The following is a 21,721-nucleotide window of genomic DNA, read 5'->3' as shown; positions in this document are numbered from 1 at the left end:
AAAATCATCTTAATACGATATTACTTGAACGTCCGTTTATTAGCGCCAAGTAGCCATTACAGGCATTAAACTTATACAAATTACTTAACACTACCCTGTGACTCCAATAGTAAGAACTTGTTTATTTTGATACTTGTATAACGCTAGGGTATTTCGGTAACCCGGTTAAAAAACGGTCAAATTAAGTAAAATTAAAAAATCGACCGAAAGGATTGGCTTTGCACAATATTGTTCAATCTTGTTGTCATCTCATTTTGCAATGAATCAAAGATAAAATTGCCCATACTGATACGCTTAACACCAAAAGACTTCAACTCAGCAAAGTCGGCTAAGTCCGGCATACACATTACATTAACGGGTAGTGTGGTGCTGTTGACTACGGCTTTGGTCGCTTCTGCTTCGACAATACAAGGCACAAATAGTCCATCAGCGCCGGCATCTTGGTATAACTTAGCGCGCTTTTGGGTTGCTTGAGTCGCCCCTTCTACACCCAGTAAAAAGGTATCTGTTCTGACATTGATAAATAACGAAATTTTATCTTTCGCTAATTGAGTTGTTATCGCCAAAAGGTAATTAGCAAAGTGATTTTCGTTAACTAAAGACCGCTCGCCATTGATTTTATTCACTTTGCTGTCTTCGATATTGATACCAACAACACCGATTTCTGCTAGTGCTTTAATATAACCGACCGTTACTGCTGGCTCATCACAAAAGCCCGCTTCCATATCGACACTCAACGGCAGTTTACAACTCAAGGCAATACGCTTAACGATAAAAAGTAACTCGTTAAATGGCATAAATTCACCGTCTGCATAACCAAGCATGCTAGCAATAGCGGCACTTGAGGTGCCTATCGCTTTAAAGCCGTTTTTTTCTGCGATTTGTGCACTAGCAACATCCCAAACATTGCAAATAAGTAGTGGTTCAAGTTGTTGGTGTAACGATTTAAAGTCTGCTGCATTCATCATTTGGTCTCTATTAATAGCGCTCTGCTTAGCAGAGCCGGTGTTTGATGAATGAATTGTGCCGCTTGGCTGACATAAAAACCAACGATAAAAATCGACTAGTATTATAAGCTATGCTTATAATACTGTATTGAGTAACCTGACTTGTCTCCCCTTAAATGATGATTAAAAAAGCATTAAAAAATTTGAATTTATTACATAGCTTTGAAGCTGCCGCAAGGCATCAAAGTTATAGTAAAGCGGCAACCCAATTGTGTATCTCCCAAGCGGCTGTAAGTCAACAAATGCGTAAATTGGAAGAAAATTTAGCAACACAGTTATTTTTGCGTAAAGGTAAAACGATGCTGTTAACTCAGCAAGGTAAAACATTGTTATTAGCGACTCAACAAGCTTTTCAAATAATAGAAAAAAATATCAACGAGATTACTAAAGAAGAAATATCAGGTAGTTTAACTATTAGTTCGACCCAAGCTTTTACTACCTTATGGTTGATGCCAAGATTAAGTCAGTTTTCCGCACTACACCCCAATATAAACATTAAAGTGATGTCGTCTGCTCATTTCGAAAACCTTAAAGAGCAACATATCGATTTGGCCATTCGCTTCGGCCCACAGGTCACTGAGAATACCGACTCAACACTTACTTGTCAGTATTTTGGTGAAGACCCAGTTTATCCAGTCTGCTCGGCACAGCTTGCTAAAGAAATGAGTTTTACTACACCGGATGATCTGCTCAAAACCTGGCTAGTTAGTTTAGACAAGCCCGGCCGTTACGATTGGCCAACTTGGTTTGAGCACACCAATACCCAAGGATACCAAGAGCACCAACAATGGACCGAAGTTCACAGCACTGACATGGCTTTGAATGCAGTACTTAACGGTCACGGTTTTACTTTAGCTGCCCGGTATTTATGCATTGCTCAACTCAACTCAGGGCAACTTGTTATGCCCGTGAACATCCCTCACCCAAATGTTGTACAGCGCTATTTTGTTTATGATGAAAAGTCAGCAAAAATAGCGCGTTTAAACGTGTTTATTCGCTGGTTAAAACAAGAAATGGATAAAGAGACTGTTACGGGATGAATAGGTAAATATCAACTCAGTGAAAATAACTTTTTATCTAGTGTGGCACTAGCGCTGCTATTTTAGCTAGCATCGCTAGAAAACTGCTGCATTTATCATTAATACTCACTTAACAACATGAGCCAAGGTCATCTACTGATGAGTAAACTCCCAATACGCTCACTAGATTTTAACCGTTATAAGGTTTATATTACACTTAATCAACTGGTACGATGAGTTAGCTACTCTCAGTTAATTTAATGTCATTAAACCTTATTAGGTAAGTATAAATGAATATAATGTTTAAAAAACCTTGGCTATTCCGCCTAATTCTTAATGCGTGGCCACCCTTGTTTTTTGCCGGTATTCGCATAAAGCATTTATCAACAGATTTTAAAACGGCCCGGGTAGAATTAACCTTACGGCCGTGGAACAAAAATGCTGTTGGTAGCCATTTTGGCGGCTCTTTATTTGCAATGACAGATCCTTTTTATATGTTGATGCTGCTCGCGCAATTAGGCGATCAATATGTGGTCTGGGATAAGTCTGCTGATATTGATTTTATCAAGCCAGGTAAAGGTAAGGTCATTGCAGACTTTGCCATTAACCAACAGCTCATTGACGATATTATTACGCATACCGCCAACGGTGAAAAATATTTACCGCAAATCCCCGTCTATGTAAAAGACGAACAAGGCGATGTTGTTGCTAAGCTCAATCGCACGCTATATATTCGTCGTAAAAAGCCCAAGGCTAGTGGCAAGTAAGCTTAAACTTCCCTAGTGGATTCTTTGTTTATGCTGACTTGCTGTTCGTACTGAGCTTTTCTTTACTGATTGTCTTGGCCTTGAATTATGTTGCTTACTTGGTACTCTAGTCGCTTTAGGGCGCACCATTTCTGACCTCGTGGCATTAACCTTATAAACATTACCTGCGCGATTATGGCTGCTCTTGTGGCTGCTCTTATTATAATGTTTTTTGTTATTAAAATGACTATTGTCAGCATAATAGTTATTTTTTGACTTGCTAACTTTATGGCCACTGGGCTTATTATGTTGCTTACTTTGCGGATGCGACTTAACCTTTAATTTTTCATTAAAGTTTTTGTGTCGATTAACCGAGGTAATATTATTATATGATCTCACTTGGTGGCTGCTGCCAGCCATACGTTGATTATTATGGTGAATTTTGGGGTCACTGTGAATAATAGCCCGATAATATTTTTGTTTTAATCGACCACTACTGTAAGCAACACCACGCCTATGTTTAGGCTGATGATGCCAACGTTTTGCATGATGACTGACCACTATTTTCTTTCTTGGATGGTATCCATGCATATTGTAGTGATTCACCACGACATGGCGGTTGTGCCAATGAAATGCACTGAAGTAAAAATAACTACTAATATGCACGCCATGACCCCAATAAAAATGGCCATAATGTGCGGCATAATAATAGGGATTATGCCAATAAATGGGTGGGTAGTGTGACCAATGCCAATTACCATAGACCACGCGACTATCATAATAAGGCACATAAATAATTTCAGGCTGCGCGGGTTCAATAATAATGACTTGCTGCTCTTTTATGATGTTAACATTGTCGATATTTGCCAAGCTACCGGCTTGTTCAGCTTGTTGTCTTAAGGTTTGAATACTCGCTAACACCCTGGCCTCATCCTGTAGAAACGCATCACCAAGCTTTTGCATCCATGTGAGATCGTCACTCAACTTAGCCATAACTCTGGGAAAAGCTAACAGTGCTTTAATACTGGCATCCCAACGTTGTTGTTGTGCCTTTTTATCGAGTTGCGCCGCGGTTAATTGTGAATTTTTCTTCAGCCAACGTTCCGCTTCAATCACCTCAATGGGATAGGTAGCGGCGATTAAAATATGGGTTAGTAGCGTATCTGGATAAAGTGCTATTGGTGCTAGCATCTGCGCAAGTTCAGCCTCAGAGGTTTCAACTGCAGTGGCTTCTTGTTGTTCTTGTGCAGTTAATGTCGTTGAAAAAACAGCCAAAATTAAACAGAGTACGTAGAGTAGTTTGCTGTGCTTTAATGAGTTTTTGCTAAGAAGGTTCATAAGCTGACCTATATTTATTACTTATCATAGCCACTAGCATACCCGTGTTTAACTGAACCAAGACTGAACAAAAAACCGCTATGACTAACCTAACCTAACAGCGAGACTAAGCTAAGCCCGACTAAGAACCCCCCAACGTTGTCATCCTTCATTGTTTTGCTAAACTCAATGACGTTAAAATAAATTAGGGATAAATAAATGTTTAACTATAAAAAAATTAAAAAAAGCTCTCTTGGCATTTGCCTAATATTCATGCAGGTGATTTTGTCGCCATTAGCATTGGCTGAGACAGAAGAGCATCGCCTACCTAGCGCTACAGTTCCTACCGCTCAATCTATTGAAATGCACTTAGATCCCACTAAAGATGGCTACTCAGGCATTACTACCATTGATATCAACGTGACTAAGGCAACAAAACGTATTGGCATTCATTGGCTCGATTTAACGGTAAAATCAATTACTTTAAAAAATAACAACTCCGAGCGAGTGCTTACCGCCAGCAAGGGAAAGTATGATATTCAATGGTTAAGTGATGGCAAAGATATTGCCTCGGGATCCTATCAATTAGTGCTTGAATACGCCGGTAAGTTTTCCAAAGATGCTTTAGGGTTATACCGAACAAAATATCAAGGTAGACACTATATTTTTACGCAATTTCAAATGTTATTTGCTCGCCGTGCTTTTCCTATTTTTGATGAGCCCAATGTAAAAATACCTTACCAACTTACCCTCACCGTCCCTAAAAACCTTAAGGTTGCCACCAATACCCCGGTATTTAAAGAAATTAGCCAAGGAGATAATAAAACCGTTCATTTCCAAGCAACGCCGCCAATGCCGAGTTACTTAATCGCCATTACCGTGGGTGACTTAGATAAAACCCCAATTAAAGGCCTCTCAGTGCCAGGATTCATTTATTCTCCCAAAGGCACAGGCAACCAAACTGGCTTTACCATTAAACACACCCCTAAAATATTAGCTGCTTTAGAAGATTATTTTGGCATGAAATATCCTTATAAGAAGCTAGATTTTATCGCCGTACCTGATTATGCCTTCGGCGCGATGGAGAACCCGGGTTTAGTCACCTACCGGACTGAATTATTATTACGTGGCGATACGGCCAGTGCTAGAGATGCCGAATCGAGTTTAAATGTTATTGCTCATGAGCTAGCTCATATGTGGTATGGCGACCTAGTTACCATGAAATGGTGGAACGACTTATGGTTAAACGAAGCCTTTGCTACCTGGATGGCGCAAAAAATAATGGCTCAGCACTATCCTCAATACCAAAGTAATCTATCTCTGCCCCAAGAAGATGCTTTTTATGAAGATGCTTTATCAACCACGAAAGCCATTAGAAAAGAAATAATCACTGCTGATGATGCCGAAGATGGCATGGGTTTAAATTACAGTAAAGGCCATGCTATTTTAAATATGCTTGAACAAACTATCGGTGAGGACGACTTTCAGATAGCCATTCAAAACTACATGCAAAAGCATCAATGGAAAAATACCACAGCCCAAGATTTATGGAATGCCCTTGAAAAACAATCAAACTATCAGATTAGCGAAATTGCCAATACCTTCTTAAACCAACCAGGTTTTGCACTAATATCCTTTAATGATAAAGGTCAGGTAACACAACAGCGCTTTAAAAACTATGGTTCAAAGGTGCCTGAGCAGACATGGCAAGTCCCCTTAACCATTAAATATAAACAAAACAATAAAATAGCATTCAAGCAGGTTTTATTAACTGATAAACCACTACAAATTCAAAGTTTAATTGAAGCTGATTGGTATTTCCCCGTCGCGAACGGTAATGGTTATTTTCGTTGGGAAATTCCTCAAGACAAATATAAAGCCTTGGTCAATGACGTTAGCGCTTTAAGTAACCCTGAAAAAGTAGCCCTATTGTCAAATAGTAGCGGGTTATTAAATGCCGGTAAAATTTCGGTCGCTGATCACTTAACCTTACTTACCCAACTAAGCCATGAAGATAACGCCATCGTATTTCTTAAAGTAATTGAAGAAATAAAAGTGATTGGTGAGCAACATATTAATGCCGCTAATCAATACGCCTTTAGCGACTATATTACCGAAATATTAACGCCTTGGTATAAGCGCATAGGCAGTAAAACCCGAGCAGGTGATGATGACGCCATATTAGCCCTACGACCAAGACTGCTAAGAACCTTAGGACAACTAGGTAATAACCCTAAACTTAATAAAGAGTTAATTACTTTAGCGCACAAGTACCTAAAGGGGGATGAAAGCATTGATGATAACTTGGGTAGGGAAGCCCTTCGAATTGCCGCGATGTTAGATAACGGCGATTTAGTTAAAACCTACTTTGATACCTACTTGGCAAGCTCTGATGCTTCATTAAAATCTAATATCATGTCTTCGATGTATTTTACTAAAGAAAAATCAGTACAGTACTTACTAGAACAAATACTTAATGAGGATATTCCTGCCGGAGATAAAGCCTCCCCCTTAAGTGGTACCTTCTACATCAACAAAGATCAAAGCCATATTTATCAATGGTTAGATAAAAACTTTGACCAAATGGTGAAAGCTTTACCTCAAATATATCAAGGTTACTTACCTTTTATTATGTCGCCATCATGCCAAGCTGATAACGTCGAAAAAATGAAGTCATTTTATCATGCCAAAGGCGAGGTATATCAAGCGAGTTTAAGTAAATCATTAGAGGCTGAGAATAATTGCTTAGTGATGAAAAAACGAGAAGCGCAGTCATTCTCTCAATTTTTAGCTCGCTACCAGAATGGTATAAATAGCCAAAGTTTATAAATGAATTATTAAGGTTGGAGGCACGTACGTGAAGTAGGTGCCTTTTTTATTGAAAAAACTTATGCCAATGTACTGCTAGCTTTTATTACCCGCCAAGGTAATTTTAAATTGAGCGCCGCCGAGTGTGTCAGAGCGACTGATATGTAACTCGCCTTGATAACTTGCCACCAAATCTCGAACGATAGCTAAGCCGACCCCATGCCCTTGAACATAGGTGTCAGCGCGCACACCACGTTCCAATATTTGTGAGATTTGAAGCTCATTGAGTCCGACACCATCATCTTCAACCTTCATGATCAAGGTATCAGTTTGCTGACTTACGGTGAGGACAATAGTGCTTTTCGCGGCTTTAAAAGCGTTATCTAGCAGGTTACCTAATAACTCTAACAAATCGGCTTCATCACCTTGAAATACCACTTTACCGGTAATATTTAAGCTAACTTTTTTCGGTTTTTCATGATGGATTTTAGCTAAGGTCTTAAGCAGTTTTTCAACAATAGGTTGAATCTCAATGCCAAGTAACCAAGAAGAATGACCGGCGCTTTGTGCGCGCTTTAATTGATGCTCAATAGTCAAATTAATCCGGGTTATTTGCTCCTGATTTACCGGTGAAATATCGCTTTGCGCTTGTAAAACAGCCAATGGCGTTTTCAAACTATGGGCAAGATCTGACAAGGCGTTGCGGTAACGTTGCCTTTGTTTTTGTTCAGTCGCTAATAATTTATTTAATTGGCTGGTGAGCTTAGCTAACTCTTTAGGGTATGAACTGGTCAGTTTTTCAGCTCTGCCCTGCTCAACCGCTTTTATTTCATGCTCTAAAGTAGATAAAGGTTTCAACGTCCACATCAACCAGACTAGTTGCAATATAAATATAATCACCATTAATATCGCTAAACCAAGCCACAGTTGCTGTTTAAAATCGCTTATGAGCAGTAAAAAAGCTTGTTTGTCTCTAAGAATATGAACTGTCATAGGAAAACTTTGTTCCCCTTCACTAAAGCTTACCGCAAAGCTATAAATAAAATGCGGACTGTTACTTAGCTCAATGGTGGAAAAATGTGTCTCTCCTGTGGCCAGTCTTGCGATAGATTCAGGTAATTGATTAGGTAAGTTAAGGGTGAGCAAAGATTGAGAACGCCATAATTTCGGTTTTACTGAGACAAGTGTTTTGTTAGCATTGGCAGCTAACGAATTTTTGAGTGTTTTTTTCTCCCTGGCCTCACCTGAGATGAATGCATACAAGCCAGAGGCACTGACATTAAACTGATTTTCTATCAGTATTTCAGGCATAACTAACACTGATTGCTCGACTTCTGCTACCGCCAAAATAGCATAGCTATAGGCGCTTAGCTCTTTTTCGATGCTGCGCATCATATGCTTTTCAAACGAGTTCATGATGATAAAGGCAATGCTTGGTAATATGATGATCACCATTGCTAATATGCTTACCATCAAGCGGACTTTCAGCGAGTTAAAAAAAACCTTGAAAATGCTATTAAAGTAACGGTTCAAAAGCGATCCTAGTCGGTAAAGTTGATCAAACGATAACCTTGACCACGCTTGGTCTCAATAAAGTTATGTTTGCCCTCAGGATCAAGTTTCTTTCGTAAACGCCTGATAAAAACTTCAATGACATTAGAGTCTAAATCAAAATCTTGATCATAAATATGCTCAGTTAACGTGGTTTTAGAAACAACCTCACCAACGTGTAACATAAGATATTTAAATACTTTAAATTCATGGGCACTTAAGTTAACACTGACTTGCTCGGCTAAGACTTGTGAAGTTACGGTGTCTAAACTATAGGGGCCATTAGTAATAGTCGAACTCGCTTTACCAGCACTACGTCTGATTAACGCATTTAAACGAGAGCTAAGCTCCTCAACATGAAAAGGCTTAGTCAGATAATCATCAGCGCCAGCGTCGAGACCCGCTACTTTATCTTGCCAACGATCGCGAGCGGTCAGAATTAAAATAGGAAAGTCTCTACCTTTTTCTCTTAACGTTTTAACGAGCGTAATACCATCAATCTTAGGTAAGCCTAGGTCAATAACGGCAATATCATAGTCATATTCAATGCCTTGAAATAAGCCCACTTCGCCATCAGAGGCGACATCAACCGAATAGTTTTGTACAACTAACTGTTGTTGAAGCTCTTGTCGTAAAGCTTGATCGTCTTCCACTAAAAGTAAACGCATAACAGCTTCCTTTGGTATCCCTAGTTAATAGCTAGTGATTAGCTAATGTTTTTCTATTTTACCGGTTTTTGCATTCACCTTTTTAGAGATCACTTGCCCATTAGGTCTTACAATTTTGACTTTATAGCTGGCATTATTTTTTTGTTTATTTACTTTTAATACTTTGCCGCCATATTGCCTTTGCACAAGTTTTGCCGCTTGCTTTGAGCTGATGTGTTTTTTCACCTCTTGCTGGCTTTTTTGTTTCTGAGCCTGCTTATTTACTGCCAGCGTTTCAGTTGCTAGCAAAGCGGTAGTACTCAGAATTAGCGCTAAAAAAAGAACTCGTAACATCATCTCGATACCTAATAGAGAAAAACCTTTATAACACCAGTGTAAAAGAATGCTTGGCGCAAATAAACCAAGTATACCGTTATGATAGAAAATACTAGCTGAACGCATGCTGAATATTAATTTTGGCACGGAGGATCATAACGCGACTCATCGCTTAACAGTGCGCGATAAAGCTGTTCAGCTTGAGTTCACTTTACTTACGCTTTAATAGGTTTAAATCAGCGTAACGAGAGCTTTATGATGAAACAATTTATCAAGTACCTACCCTTCATCTCAGTATTGAGAAATACCGACTTATTATCAGCCAAAATACTGACGAGTTTACCGCTGATTTTGCTATTTTTATTGATGACAATGGCATTACCAAGCGTCGCTGAGCAAGTTGATAGCGCTAAAGCAGATAGTACTGAATTAGAGACCAAGCAAAACTATTCTAGTGGCCAATCGGTTAATGACATTAACAAGACATCAGCCAATACCCTGCTGCAAAAGATCAGACAGAGAATAGCGCTAGGTGATAGTGACCAAGCTTTGAATAAAGCTTCAAAGCTATCTCGACAAGCGTTCATTGCCCAAAAACATCAACAAGCACGCGATAAAACAGCCGCTAACTTATATAAAAACAGGGCTAAAATGGCAAGTATGAACAGTACCAGTAGAAGTTTTAGTGACGGTAGTTTTATCATTTATGAGGGCTATTCACAGCTAATCGAAGATTACGATGGTGACGGTTATTATCAAACCTTTAGCGTTACCTTTGATGCCGATCTAATCACCTACAGTGCTTTTGATGAAGCGATTGTTTATGCAGAATTATATTTAAGTGAAAATGGCGGCCCTTGGCAGCACTACTACAGCACTGACAGTTTTATAATTCAGGGTGAGAGTTCAGATGATAGCTTTGAGGTGTATAGCACCTTAATGCAAGGTTTTAATCCTAATCATTACGATGTACTTATTGATCTTTATGAAGAGGGCTATCCGAATATTATTGCCTCTTATAGTAGTGATGATAGTAATAGCTTGTACGCCCTGCCCTTAGAGAGCAGTGATTATGATACCGAATATGTTGAATATTACGATGAAACTCATGTTCACGCCGGCAATTATTCCTTAGCGCTTTTATTATTAATGATACTGACTTTACTTATTGGTCGGGGCAACCCTAAGGCTTCGACATTTAATTAACCTGGTGGACTTTATAACTTTACCGTTGTTATACCAATCCGTATAAGAAAGTGCTCACTTCTTTATGCGGAATGGTATTTTGCCGTTACTCGTTTTGGCAACGTAACTACTAAGCTATTTTTTTTCAACATTCTCGTGATAGCAATGAATTCTTTCATCAAATAACTTGTTAACAGCAACTAATAATTCATCGAGTTTTAACGGTTTAGCACAAACGTCATTTATACCGCTTTCTATATAGTCATCGATGTTGCCGGCAGCAATATCCGCAGTAAGGGCAATAATAGGTATTTTTGATTTTTCTGATGACAAAGCTCTTATAACACGTGCCGCCTCCATGCCATCCATAATCGGCATACGAATGTCCATCAATATTAAATCAATATTTTCCGATTTAAGTTTTGCCACCGCTATCTCACCATTTTCAGCCAAAATAACCGTATGGTTAAGATTGGTTAATACCTTGGTAATTATTTTTTGTAAAACCGGGGTATCTTCTGCGACCAAGATATTCAGTGAACGCATAGCGATCCAGCTACCGGTTGATTTATTTGTATCATGCTGAATTATCGGGTTTTTATTTTCTATAAAAGGTAGGGTAAAGTAGAATTTACTACCAAGCCCTGCAACACTTTCCACTCCTATATTACCGCCCATCAATTCCACTAACTGTTTTGATATAGATAGCCCTAGACCAGTACCTCCATAAGTACGAGAAATAGAGTCATCTGTCTGAGAAAAAGGCTTAAACAATTTTTCTATTTCTTGTTTATTCAGTCCTATGCCTGTATCTGTCACTATGATAGAAAGCATTTTTGGGGGGGAAATTAAAACAAGGTCATTTTCAGAATCACTGATGTCCTTACCTGTATTAGTATTATCACTGAGCTTATGGCTGTTATCTTTAATGCATACCTTGACACTAATATTGCCATTTTCGGTAAATTTAATGGCGTTAGATAATAAGTTAGTAAGTATTTGGCCAATACGCGTTTGATCGCCATGCATACCAGCAGGCACATTATCCGCAATGCTCACTTCACATTCAAGGCCTTTGCCAGCCATTTGAGCGATATAGACTTCCAGTCTTTCTGTTATTAAAGTGGTTAAACAAAAATCTCGTTGTTCGATTAACATTTTTCCCGCATCAAGTTTGGATTGATCAAGAATTTCACTGAGAATATGCAATAAGTTATCAGCCGATTTATTAATATTTCGGCTCCAACTTAACTGTTCAACCGTTAACTTACTTGCAGTAAGTAAGTCAGCCATACCGATAATGCCCGCTAATGGCGTGCGTATTTCATGGCTCATGACAGCGAGAAACCTGGCTTTAGTTTTAGTGGCTATTATCTCTTTTTCTTGTGCACTAATAAGATAATCTAAGGTGCTATTTATGGTTTTAGCCAAATAGCCAAGTTCATCATCTCGGTTATCCTTAACACGGAAATGAAAATCTCCACCGGCAACCTTGCGAGCACCATCAACAAGAGCCAGCACCGCTAGTAAGATATTACGGCTTAGAAAATGCATTGATGCTACCGCGAGCAAAAATGCAATGAGGGTGATCAGTTGTAGAGTATACTTATAACTATTAAGTGGCTCGATAATATCCTTTAAAGGTGCCACCGCGATAATGCTCCAATCCATGGCTTTGTTAACACCAAACTCCGCCATATCGGCATAACCGGCCATCACTTCTTCTCCAAGGTGATCGGTATAGATAATACTGCCAACCTCCCCCTGAGAGGAGAATTTAGTCAGTAAATTTTTTTCAACAAAAAGATCAGGGAAAAAATCGAGCAATTTAACTTTAGGATCGGCAGTGACAATAACACGGCCATCATTATCAACCAGATAAACATACTTATTGCCAATAACACGTTCATCAAAATCCGACACTATCTTTTTTATGGTATCTAGATTAATTTCAACCAATAAGGTTTTGATAACGACTTCATTACTGTCATCGGTAATCGGTGTGATAAAAGCAAGACCTGGTCCATTATCTAGTTGCAATATATTAGAGACAAAGATGTCACCTTGCTTTGCCGCTTGGCTATCAGAAAATAAACTTTTCAACTCTGGGTATAGTTCTAATACATGTTTACCTTTTTCATTTTGTGCACCAGAGCTGGCTATAACAATGCCTTGAGGGTTGATAATATCGATATCATCTAGGTAGGGTGTTTCTTGGATAACTTCAGTAAGGTATTGAATTATGCTTTCAATATCATTACCTTCAAGTACGTCAGCTTGTGATAATACCCGCACATCATGTTCTCGCTGGGTAAAGTAACGGTCGATATCAGCGCCCACCAAAAAAGCCTTTTCCTTAAGATTGCTCTGTAAGGTGTTAATTAACATGTCGGTAGCACTATTGGTTGAATAATAATAAAGGAAAATAAGAGGTAATAATGACAGCACGAACGCTATAGCCATAAACTTGCTTGTTAAACGTTTATGAAAAGGTATTTCCAGGATTTGCATGCCTCGACCTTGAAAAAATATCAATTGATTTAACTATAGGAAATAATAGCGTAATAAGTAAATAATTGTTGCTCTACCAAATCATTCTCATGCAGTTATTTATTTTAATGCTTAGATACGATATGTTAAGCCGCTAGAAAATCCTAACGGCTGTTAGTCTTATTATTCTCGTCATCATTCATCCCCATTATCCATTGAAGGATTTCATCGTCCATGAAAGATCTTACCCAAGGCTCAATCCCTAAGCATCTAATTAATATGGCATTGCCGATGATGATAGGCATGCTTGTTCAAACGCTATATTTCATCGTCGACTTGTATTTTGTTGGCAAATTAGGGGCTGCGGCTTTAGCAGGATTGAGCTTAGCGGGTAATGCGATGTTTTTGATATTTGCACTCACCCAGATACTTAATGTCAGTACTGCTGCTCTTATCTCTCATGCGGTTGGTGCTAAGGATCAAACGGACGCTAACTTAACTTTTAATCAATCGATGATGATATCTACAGTCACTGGTGTCATTGTTTGTGTTATCGGCTATTTAGGGGCAGAGGCTTACCTTAATTTAATATCGCAAGATGCCGAAACGGTAATAATGGGCTTAGCTTACTTACATTGGTTCATTCCGTGTATGGCCTTGCAGTTTGTTATGGTTTCTATCAGTGCAGCATTGCGTGGTACCGGTATCGTTAAACCAACCATGGTAATTCAAACGCTTTCTATATTGCTTAATATTATGCTTTCACCTATTTTAATTGCCGGTTGGGGATCAGGTTATGCCATGGGCATTGCCGGTGCCGGTTTTGCTAGCTCACTGTCGGTTGTCTTCGCGGTAGTGTTGTTATGTTATTATTTCAAAACCTCTGAGAAATACGTCAGTGTTGACTTCTCCCTTTGGTATGTCGATGTGCCGCGCATTAAAAAATTACTCGCCATTGGCCTACCTGCTGGTGGTGAATTCTTGCTAATGTTTATTTATATGGCCAGTATTTATTGGTTAATTCAGCCCTTTGGCGCGGATGCGCAAGCAGGATTTGGTTTGGGTTCACGGATAATGCAATCATTATTTTTACCGGCCATGGCTATCGCCTTTGCTGCACCCGCCATTGCCGGACAAAACTTTGGTGCGAAAAACTATCAAAGAGTGAGAGAGACATTTACTTGGTCTGCCATCATGACTTGTTCACTGATGGCAATACTCACGTTAGTCTGTTTAAGCCAAGCTGAATTGATGGTACAAGGCTTCTCTGATGACAAAGAAGTTATCTTAATCAGTATGATGTTTTTACAACTTATTTGTTGGAATTTTGTCCCGTCAGGTTTAGTGTTTACTTGCTCAGGTATGTTTCAATCACTAGGTAATACCATGCCGGCATTAATTAGCACGGCAACACGTTTAACCACTTTTATCCTGCCTGCTCTTTGGTTATCACAACAGAGTGATTTCCAAATAGAACAGCTGTGGTATGTTTCTGTTATTACTGTTTGTATTCAAGCGTCGGTAAGCTTTTACTTGCTCAAACGAGAATTTAAAAAACGTTTACCTAGTGATGATTTAACAAAAAATGGTCTGCCCAAAGACACTACTGATGACCTGGAGAAAAGTAAGTTTTCAGCTAGCTAAGCCGTTATTTTGCTGTGTTAATAGTCAGAGTAAGCAGTATTTATACATTATGCTTACTAATAAAACTGAAGCCCGGGAATAACAATAGCCACTGCTAGAGTAGGGCTAGCGATACTAAGCAAGGAAAATCCCCTCCGGTAAAATAGTTTCTGCTCACGACCGACTAGGAAAAATAGGCTCTAATAAGCTCCCCCTAAACCTGCCCATAAAAGCTGGCACTTAACATCTGTTGCCAACGCTTAACTGCCCTTGTTATCACTCTCGAAAAGAGTACTTTTATAGCTTTTATTTTATGACTATTTTTAACAAAAATGCCAAGCCGCTAATAAATAACTTTACAAAATAGTACAGTCGAACTATTATAAAAGCACAGTCGTACTATTTTGTGTTTTAGATAACACACGGGTAATAAATATGAAATTTAGTTACTTTAACAATACCAGTTCAAAATTTGGTTTAACTTCAATCAGTCGTGGTTTAACCGGTCTATTAAGTACATTAGCCCCTAGGTTCAGCTCCTTCTTGGGGGAAAATATTTTAATGAAACCTTATGGTCGACGTCAGTATGATTTCGAACAAATTAAGCCAGCTACAGAGTTAAAATTATTGACCTCTATGGGCATTGCTCACGTGAATTTATTTGGCTCTGGTTCCCGAGTCGTTATTGTCAGTCATGGTTGGGGGGATACTAGTAAAAGCTTTCAAGAAATGATCCTTTCATTAACCGAGCTAGGTTATAGGGTAGCTGCCATTGATCATATCGGTCATGGCAAATCATCTGGCAATAACTCACATTTACTCAGTTTTATTGAAAGCCTAGAATTACTTATTGAGCAGTTCAATGAAGAGCGTATCGAGGTTGAGGCCATTATTGGTCATTCAATGGGCGCAATTGCCACCTTGAACCTACCAAGATATTTACTGACGAGTAAAAAGATAATCCTTATTTCATCACCGATTAACTTTTTCGAATTAATGTTTGAAAAAGTAGAACAAGCAGGTATTTCAAGAAAGTTACTGACTCGAGTTTTAGAGAGTATCAGCCATAAGCATGGTAAAAAATGGCAGCAATTAACTACCGAAAGTAACCGAGATAAGTTAACGTTGGATTTTACCTTTATTCATGACGAGCAAGATAGGTATGCCCCCTTTGAGGACGTTAGACAATTCTTACAACAAGAGCAAACAACCTTGATTACGACACAAGGGCTTGGTCATAGCAGGATTTTAAGCGATACTAGCGTCATTAATAAGATTGCACAGGTTTTGGCTAATACCAAATCTACTCATTTTCTTGCCACTTAGGAAAATGAAAAGGTTTTTATTTCCTTATAAGGTAAGAGCTAGACGTTGATAACAAAGTTAATGGAATTGCTACCAATGAACAAAGGCGAACGTACCCGTTTAGAAATACTTAAACAAAGCATAATACATAGCAGCCAGTATGGACTTGCCGACATAACCATAGGCACGGTTTCTAAGCTCTGTAACTTATCAAGAACCGGCGTTATTTCACACTTTGAAAATAAAGAAGATATGCAAATTGCCATCTTAGAATATGGTGAAGCTTTATTTCGAGAGCGAGTAATAAAACCAGCGTGGCGAGAAGATCCATTGGAGCATGTGATCTCGTTATTAGGAAACTGGGCCGACTGGACCAGTGAAATGTTTAAAGAACACCAAGTAAGCTGTCCTTTTATCAAGGCTGTGGTTGAATTCCAAAATAGACCTTCGTCAAAAGTAAGAACCTTTACCATTGAGCAACAAAATAGATTGCTCAACTACCTCACCCATAGAATTGATCGTTGTGTTGAGCAAAATAAATTAACGTCTGAAGTTGACAGCGTGGCCATCGCTTATGAGCTTTATAGTTTATATTTAGGTCATGCGATTACCCAACACACGGTACTAATAAACGCCTCAGACACTTTATTTAAAAACAGCGTTGCTAGGTTATTAAAACAATATCAAGTGTAATTAAGTAAAAGTCTCTTTGCTAGCCTTAACACTTTTATCCGCTAAGTTTTAATAAAATATTATTCCCCCCCCCCACTTCCTATAATTAGTAATTAACGCATCAGTAATTAAGAGTAGCCCGATGACTAAGTGGCAATTAATTTATATTTTATCGGACCGATTCGAAATGAAGTTATTGTTTTTGTCACTTATGTCAATTCAAATTACCACTTAAATAGCCTTGATGACATTATCAAGCTTGATAAGCCAATAGCAATTCAACGAGATGCCTACTACGGGAAAGTAATCGAACGTTTTATCCATCACAATGATTATAAAGGATACTTCGTTCATGTTCCCGATAATGAAACTAAATTAAGATTATTAAAACGCGGTAGGATCAGTGGTTTTTTAGAAGTAAAACGCAACGTTATTCATGGAATTAAACATGATGTGCAATATTATGGCTTGCGCTATTCTGGGTTGATTATTCATCAGAACCCTATTTACTTTGCCTTAAGTAAACAGTCTATCAATGAAGCGTTGCAGCAGAATATTGCTCAGGGCTTTGCGCGCCTAGTTGAGAAAGGGACGTTAAAAGAAATTGTTGCGAAGTATCAAAAGCATGATTTTCAGTGACGGTATCTGCAGCAAACAAGTCGAGATAATGACGAAAACAGCTCAACTAAAATAAACCACAAAATATAATGCTTAGCTATATCAATCTAACAACAGTCCATCGATGAATTTATTGTTAGATTGATTTTTACTATGCCAAATTAAGCGACTTTTTTCGCTTCTAACTGACTAGCAAGGTATTCATCTAATGAGCCTTGAAAATCAACTAATTTTTTATCTTTAATATCAATAATTCGTGTCGCCAAGCTTGAAACAAACTCACGGTCATGACTTACAAAAATTAACGTACCTTCAAAATCTTTCAGGGCATTATTTAATGCATCAATCGCTTCGATATCCATGTGGTTAGTGGGCTCATCCATGATTAATACATTGATATCAGCCATCATTAACATACCAAATAATAAACGGTTCTTTTCACCACCTGAACAGTTACGTGCTTTTTTGTTGGCATCATCGTCAGTAAACAACATACGGCCTAACATACCACGAACACTTAAATCGTTATGACAAGGTCTACGCCATTGTGACATCCAATCCATTAATGTTAAGTCATTATCAAAAAATGAGCCGCTATCTTGTGGACAATAACCCACTGATGCATTTTCAGACCACTTAACCACACCTTCAGTTTGCTCTAGTTCACTCATTAAACAGCGTAACAAGGTGGTTTTACCGACACCGTTTTCGCCGATAATCGCTAATTTATCACCTGCTTTAAGCAATAAATCACCTTTTTCAAATAACATTTCGCCATCAAAACCGTGACCTAGGTTTTCAAGCTCTAATGCTTGACGATGCATTTTTTTACCTGGAGCAAAGGCGATTTTAGGGGTGATACGGCTCGACGACTTAACATCATCAAGTTTAATTTTATCCATTTTCTTAGCACGAGAGCTCGCTTGTTTTGCTTTTGAAGCATTAGCACCAAAACGGTTAACAAAATCTTGTAACTCAGCAATTTCTTCCGCTTTTTTAACATTACCTGATAATAACTGTTCACGTAATAATCCCGATTGCTCGAGGAAGAATTCATAGTTACCCGGGTAAATGCGTAATTCACCGTAATCTATGTCAGCCATATGAGTACAAACTGAATTAAGGAAATGTCTATCATGAGAAATGATGATCATGGTACATTTACGCTTGTTTAACTCAGCTTCTAACCAACTGATGGTATGAATATCCAAGTTGTTGGTTGGCTCATCAAGTAACAAAATATCAGGATTAGCGAAAAGCGCTTGTGCTAGTAATACACGTAACTTCCAACCGGGTGCAACTTGTTGCATAGTACCGAAATGAAAAGACTCTTCAATGCCGGCTTCTAATAAAATTTCACCAGCACGACTTTCGGCGGTGTAACCATCCATTTCAGCAAATTCACTTTCTAATTCGCCCGCGCGCATGCCATCGGCTTCACTCATTTCTACTTGAGCGTAAATAGCGTCACGTTCTTGCTTAACTTTCCATAGCGGCATATCACCCATGATCACAGTATCAATAACATTGAACTCTTCAAAGGCGAACTGATCTTGGCCCAAAGTACTTACTTTGTTACCGGTACTAACCGATACATTGCCCGAGCTTGGCGTTAATTCACCACTGAGTATCTTCATAAATGTAGATTTTCCACAGCCATTTGCGCCGATCAAACCGTAACGGTGACCGTTGCCAAATTTAGCCGAGATGTTTTCAAACAACGGCTCTGCGCCAAATTGCATGGTGATATTACTTGTAGTGATGATAAGCCTATACTCCGAACGAAAAAGTGATCATGGATTTTTCAAGTCGCGTATTATAGCTGAGTTGACGGTTTAATGATAATGATAATTAGATTAATTGTACAAATAACGAACTCATTGGTGATGGCGGGATTTGGAGGTTGTCCGTAATCTAATTATGGGGTTATCGTATACAGATAGTGTTTAGTTGTTAGGGCAAACCTACTACACCGTATTTAATTCACTAAGTGCGCAAAGAAGAAGTTAGCTATTAAGACTTCCGCTTAATGCACCAAGAAGTCCTTAGCGGTGACCTGTTTTTAGTTGATCATTTGATTACGAGCTAAGGCTCACTGTTACCACCATAACAGACATTAGCTTCTGAAAAACTTAATGTCTTCTTTTGAGCTGTGGATCCAATTAGTCGACGCAACATTCTATTATTCAACCGAGCCACTAACACGCCCTAACTCCACGCGATTTCGACCCTTTGTTTTTGCTGAGTAGAGGGCCTTATCGGCTCGTTCCAGTAAAGTATTCAGAGACTCAGTGTGATCCCACTGCGCCACTCCAAAGGAACAGCTCTGGTTGGGGATATCAAGAAAATGGTGGCCGTTGATAATTTGTCGTAGTAATTCAGAAACGCGCTGTGCTCCCATTAGTTCAGTCTCAGGGCAAACTAACAAAAATTCCTCACCGCCCCAACGGCCAGAAATGTCGCTATCGCGTACATTCGACTTCAATAAGTTAGCTATAGTTTTAATTACTTGGTCGCCAACAATATGACCATAGCTATCGTTAACCACTTTAAATTTATCAATATCCAACATTACAACTGATAAGGGTTTATTATAGCGTTGTGCTTCGGCCAAAGATTGTGCAAGTGCGTCATCCAACTTGCGGCGGTTTGCTAAACCCGTGAGACTATCGGTGGTCGACATTATTTCCATTTTTTTCTTGTCACTAACATCAACCGATATTGCGGTGTAACCCGTGGTTAATCCATTTCTGTCTTGTTGTGGCTCAATTTCAGTATATATCCAACAATCGTCTCCCTGACTGTCGCAATAGAGGAGTTCACCGGACCAATTCTGGCCATTTTTAATCGCCTCCAATAGGCTGCTGTAAGTGTCCTCAGGCGTATCAGGATGAAGCAAAAACGAGAGTGGCTTACCGATAAGCTCTTGTCTTTCGTATCTAGATATATTACATAATGCTTTCGATACTTCTGTTAATGTGCAGTCCTGTGTAAATGAGGCGGTAATTACATATTGGTCTAATACTCTAAGATGCTGCTCTAGAGAGCGAGTCGTCTCCTCAAGCTCCCTAGTACGCGAGACGACTTTAGCCTTAAGTCGCAGGTTAAGTATCCATAATACCAGTGCAAGAATGGATAGTGAGAGAAAAATCAATCCAGTTATGTACAACCATCGGAGATTGCGACCATCTTCCTTGTAATAGTCGAGATAATTAATACCTGATATTTCTGCGTGGGCAGGCGCAAAACCCAACTGTCGATAAATATTGGCAATGCGGAGAAAACGGTTATGACTAAAGTACCCCAACTCCACCAGATCTGGTTGAATCAAGCGTTCAGTTCTTTCCGCTTCAAAGAGCAAATGATCACGGGATTTATCGGTTTCCATATTCGCCAAAATCCAATCGACCACTTCTTCCTGGTGTTTTATGGCATAGTCCCAGCCCCTAAGACTAGCACGACGGAAAGCCAAGACTTGATCCTTGTGAGCCAACAGGTATTGTTCTTCGACAAAAATCATATCACCATAAAAATCGATGCCATAGTTCGCGGGTGAGATGATATTGATTGCTATTCCACGCTCCCTAAAGAAATAGGGCTGATCTGTGATATAGGCCGACATAGCATCAACATTAGCATTGATTAAAGCGTTATCACTAAAAGTATGCGGCACATAAATATGATCATTTTCTCTTAAACCCATCTCAATAAACATGGCTAATAAAACAGCGTCATCGATATTACGTTGATACATTACCCTCTTGTTTTTCAGCTCCAGAGGACTGATTATCCTTGAAGACTCCAAGGTCAACAGAACCATAGGGCTGTGTTGAAAAATTGCTGCAAGCACCACCAAGGGTCGCCCCTTTAGCCTAGATAACACCAAGCTGGAATCAGAAATACCATACTGGGCGTCACCACTGAGCACTACTTCCGAGGTACTGCGCTGCATATCGGCAGATCGAATTTCAACACTCAGACCCTCTTCCTCATAATAGCCTTGCTTCACGGCAGCATAAAAACCCGCAAATTGAAATTGATGCTTCCACTTGAGTTGCAATACCACCTTCTCTACAGCGTGCACATTTGCTGAAAACAAGAGCACTGAAAAAGCGAGGGCAAGAGAATAATATAGTGTACTTAGCTGCGTTTCACGGAGTGACATAATAAGAGAACTAAGCTGAAAACTTTCACGGGGATTGATTATTTTCAATTGGTTAAGCCTCTTTAATATATATCATTGTTAAACACTGTCCCGTCCTAATATACGTTGATAGTTTTTAATGGAAGGCAAGTAGCTTCTACTTGCTGGTCTTTTTTATGTACTTGGTTTGGTGTTTTCATACCTAAGCTTAAGTGCGCCCTCCTTTCACTGTATATGAATTTATCGACGAGTT

The 21,721-nt window shown here is 39.0% G+C and carries 16 protein-coding genes; 8 read left to right on the top strand and 8 right to left on the bottom strand.

Annotated elements, in window-relative coordinates:
- Positions 1-191: 191 nt before the first annotated feature.
- The gene (locus F580_RS0106455) at positions 192-968 is read right to left on the bottom strand and encodes an isocitrate lyase/PEP mutase family protein (RefSeq protein WP_245560592.1); all 777 of its coding nucleotides are present in this window, start codon (positions 966-968) and stop codon (positions 192-194) included.
- Between the two features lie 182 nt (positions 969-1,150).
- On the opposite strand from F580_RS0106455, the gene F580_RS0106450 reads away from it, so the two are divergent.
- Entirely contained in the window at positions 1,151-2,047 is an 897-nt protein-coding gene (locus F580_RS0106450; protein ID WP_245560591.1) for a LysR substrate-binding domain-containing protein, read from the top strand.
- Positions 2,048-2,316: 269 nt separating this feature from the next.
- The gene (locus tag F580_RS0106445; protein WP_019026883.1) at positions 2,317-2,793 is read left to right on the top strand and encodes a DUF4442 domain-containing protein; all 477 of its coding nucleotides are present in this window, start codon (positions 2,317-2,319) and stop codon (positions 2,791-2,793) included.
- Between the two features lie 12 nt (positions 2,794-2,805).
- Here the strand turns inward: F580_RS0106445 and F580_RS0106440 are convergent, their stop codons facing one another.
- The gene (locus F580_RS0106440; RefSeq protein ID WP_019026882.1) at positions 2,806-4,110 is read right to left on the bottom strand and encodes a DUF3300 domain-containing protein; all 1,305 of its coding nucleotides are present in this window, start codon (positions 4,108-4,110) and stop codon (positions 2,806-2,808) included.
- Positions 4,111-4,308: 198 nt separating this feature from the next.
- Here F580_RS0106440 and F580_RS24100 point away from each other — a divergent pair, with 198 nt between their 5' ends.
- On the top strand, positions 4,309-6,918 hold the full coding sequence (locus F580_RS24100; RefSeq protein WP_019026881.1) for a M1 family metallopeptidase: 2,610 nt from the start codon (positions 4,309-4,311) through the stop codon (positions 6,916-6,918).
- 75 nt (positions 6,919-6,993) lie between these two features.
- On the opposite strand, the gene F580_RS0106430 is transcribed toward F580_RS24100, so the two are convergent.
- From F580_RS0106430 to F580_RS25445, 3 genes are all read right to left on the bottom strand, one after another.
- Positions 6,994-8,352: an ATP-binding protein gene (locus F580_RS0106430; RefSeq protein WP_245560590.1), complete on the bottom strand. Its 1,359-nt coding sequence runs from the start codon at positions 8,350-8,352 to the stop codon at positions 6,994-6,996.
- An 86-nt stretch (positions 8,353-8,438) separates the two neighbouring features.
- Positions 8,439-9,116 carry a response regulator transcription factor gene (locus F580_RS0106425; protein ID WP_019026879.1) on the bottom strand — a complete coding sequence of 226 codons (678 nt, stop codon included), beginning with the start codon at positions 9,114-9,116 and terminating at the stop codon, positions 8,439-8,441.
- Between the two features lie 42 nt (positions 9,117-9,158).
- Positions 9,159-9,557: a PepSY domain-containing protein gene (locus F580_RS25445; protein WP_019026878.1), complete on the bottom strand. Its 399-nt coding sequence runs from the start codon at positions 9,555-9,557 to the stop codon at positions 9,159-9,161.
- 129 nt (positions 9,558-9,686) lie between these two features.
- On the opposite strand from F580_RS25445, the gene F580_RS0106410 reads away from it, so the two are divergent.
- On the top strand, positions 9,687-10,637 hold the full coding sequence (locus tag F580_RS0106410; RefSeq protein ID WP_245560589.1) for a choice-of-anchor H family protein: 951 nt from the start codon (positions 9,687-9,689) through the stop codon (positions 10,635-10,637).
- A gap of 114 nt (positions 10,638-10,751) precedes the next feature.
- Here the strand turns inward: F580_RS0106410 and F580_RS25440 are convergent, their stop codons facing one another.
- Positions 10,752-13,079, bottom strand: coding sequence for an ATP-binding protein (locus tag F580_RS25440; protein ID WP_019026875.1), 2,328 nt, complete (start codon positions 13,077-13,079; stop codon positions 10,752-10,754).
- Positions 13,080-13,340: 261 nt separating this feature from the next.
- On the opposite strand from F580_RS25440, the gene F580_RS0106400 reads away from it, so the two are divergent.
- From F580_RS0106400 to F580_RS24085, 4 genes are all read left to right on the top strand, one after another.
- The gene (locus tag F580_RS0106400; RefSeq protein ID WP_019026874.1) at positions 13,341-14,750 is read left to right on the top strand and encodes an MATE family efflux transporter; all 1,410 of its coding nucleotides are present in this window, start codon (positions 13,341-13,343) and stop codon (positions 14,748-14,750) included.
- A 414-nt stretch (positions 14,751-15,164) separates the two neighbouring features.
- Positions 15,165-16,055, top strand: a complete 891-nt coding sequence (locus F580_RS24090) for an alpha/beta hydrolase (protein ID WP_019026873.1) — start codon at positions 15,165-15,167, stop codon at positions 16,053-16,055.
- A gap of 75 nt (positions 16,056-16,130) precedes the next feature.
- The gene (locus tag F580_RS0106390; protein WP_026301286.1) at positions 16,131-16,727 is read left to right on the top strand and encodes a TetR/AcrR family transcriptional regulator; all 597 of its coding nucleotides are present in this window, start codon (positions 16,131-16,133) and stop codon (positions 16,725-16,727) included.
- 129 nt (positions 16,728-16,856) lie between these two features.
- On the top strand, positions 16,857-17,345 hold the full coding sequence (locus F580_RS24085) for a type 2 periplasmic-binding domain-containing protein (RefSeq protein WP_019026871.1): 489 nt from the start codon (positions 16,857-16,859) through the stop codon (positions 17,343-17,345).
- A 140-nt stretch (positions 17,346-17,485) separates the two neighbouring features.
- On the opposite strand, the gene F580_RS0106380 is transcribed toward F580_RS24085, so the two are convergent.
- Both F580_RS0106380 and F580_RS0106375 read right to left on the bottom strand, forming a co-directional pair.
- Positions 17,486-19,090, bottom strand: a complete 1,605-nt coding sequence (locus F580_RS0106380) for an ABC-F family ATPase (RefSeq protein WP_026301285.1) — start codon at positions 19,088-19,090, stop codon at positions 17,486-17,488.
- A 416-nt stretch (positions 19,091-19,506) separates the two neighbouring features.
- Positions 19,507-21,537, bottom strand: coding sequence for a diguanylate cyclase (locus F580_RS0106375; RefSeq protein WP_019026869.1), 2,031 nt, complete (start codon positions 21,535-21,537; stop codon positions 19,507-19,509).
- Positions 21,538-21,721 lie beyond the last annotated feature (184 nt).

Source organism: Colwellia piezophila ATCC BAA-637, assembly GCF_000378625.1.
Classification (GTDB): domain Bacteria; phylum Pseudomonadota; class Gammaproteobacteria; order Enterobacterales; family Alteromonadaceae; genus Colwellia; species Colwellia piezophila.
Note: the sequence above shows the minus strand (reverse complement) of the source record. Positions and strands in the feature narration are given on the sequence as shown.

What these genes read in the sequence shown, in the direction of transcription:
- F580_RS0106410 (WP_245560589.1), top strand. Translation starts at nt 9,687, where the DNA reads ATGATGAAACAATTTATCAAGTACCTACCCTTCATCTCAGTATTGAGA.
- F580_RS25440 (WP_019026875.1), bottom strand. Translation starts at nt 13,079, where the DNA reads ATGGCTATAGCGTTCGTGCTGTCATTATTACCTCTTATTTTCCTTTAT.
- F580_RS0106445 (WP_019026883.1), top strand. Translation starts at nt 2,317, where the DNA reads ATGAATATAATGTTTAAAAAACCTTGGCTATTCCGCCTAATTCTTAAT.
- F580_RS25445 (WP_019026878.1), bottom strand. Translation starts at nt 9,557, where the DNA reads ATGCGTTCAGCTAGTATTTTCTATCATAACGGTATACTTGGTTTATTT.
- F580_RS24100 (WP_019026881.1), top strand. Translation starts at nt 4,309, where the DNA reads ATGTTTAACTATAAAAAAATTAAAAAAAGCTCTCTTGGCATTTGCCTA.
- F580_RS24090 (WP_019026873.1), top strand. Translation starts at nt 15,165, where the DNA reads ATGAAATTTAGTTACTTTAACAATACCAGTTCAAAATTTGGTTTAACT.
- F580_RS0106455 (WP_245560592.1), bottom strand. Translation starts at nt 968, where the DNA reads ATGATGAATGCAGCAGACTTTAAATCGTTACACCAACAACTTGAACCA.
- F580_RS0106390 (WP_026301286.1), top strand. Translation starts at nt 16,131, where the DNA reads ATGAACAAAGGCGAACGTACCCGTTTAGAAATACTTAAACAAAGCATA.
- F580_RS0106425 (WP_019026879.1), bottom strand. Translation starts at nt 9,116, where the DNA reads ATGCGTTTACTTTTAGTGGAAGACGATCAAGCTTTACGACAAGAGCTT.
- F580_RS0106400 (WP_019026874.1), top strand. Translation starts at nt 13,341, where the DNA reads ATGAAAGATCTTACCCAAGGCTCAATCCCTAAGCATCTAATTAATATG.
- F580_RS0106430 (WP_245560590.1), bottom strand. Translation starts at nt 8,352, where the DNA reads ATGGTGATCATCATATTACCAAGCATTGCCTTTATCATCATGAACTCG.
- F580_RS0106440 (WP_019026882.1), bottom strand. Translation starts at nt 4,110, where the DNA reads ATGAACCTTCTTAGCAAAAACTCATTAAAGCACAGCAAACTACTCTAC.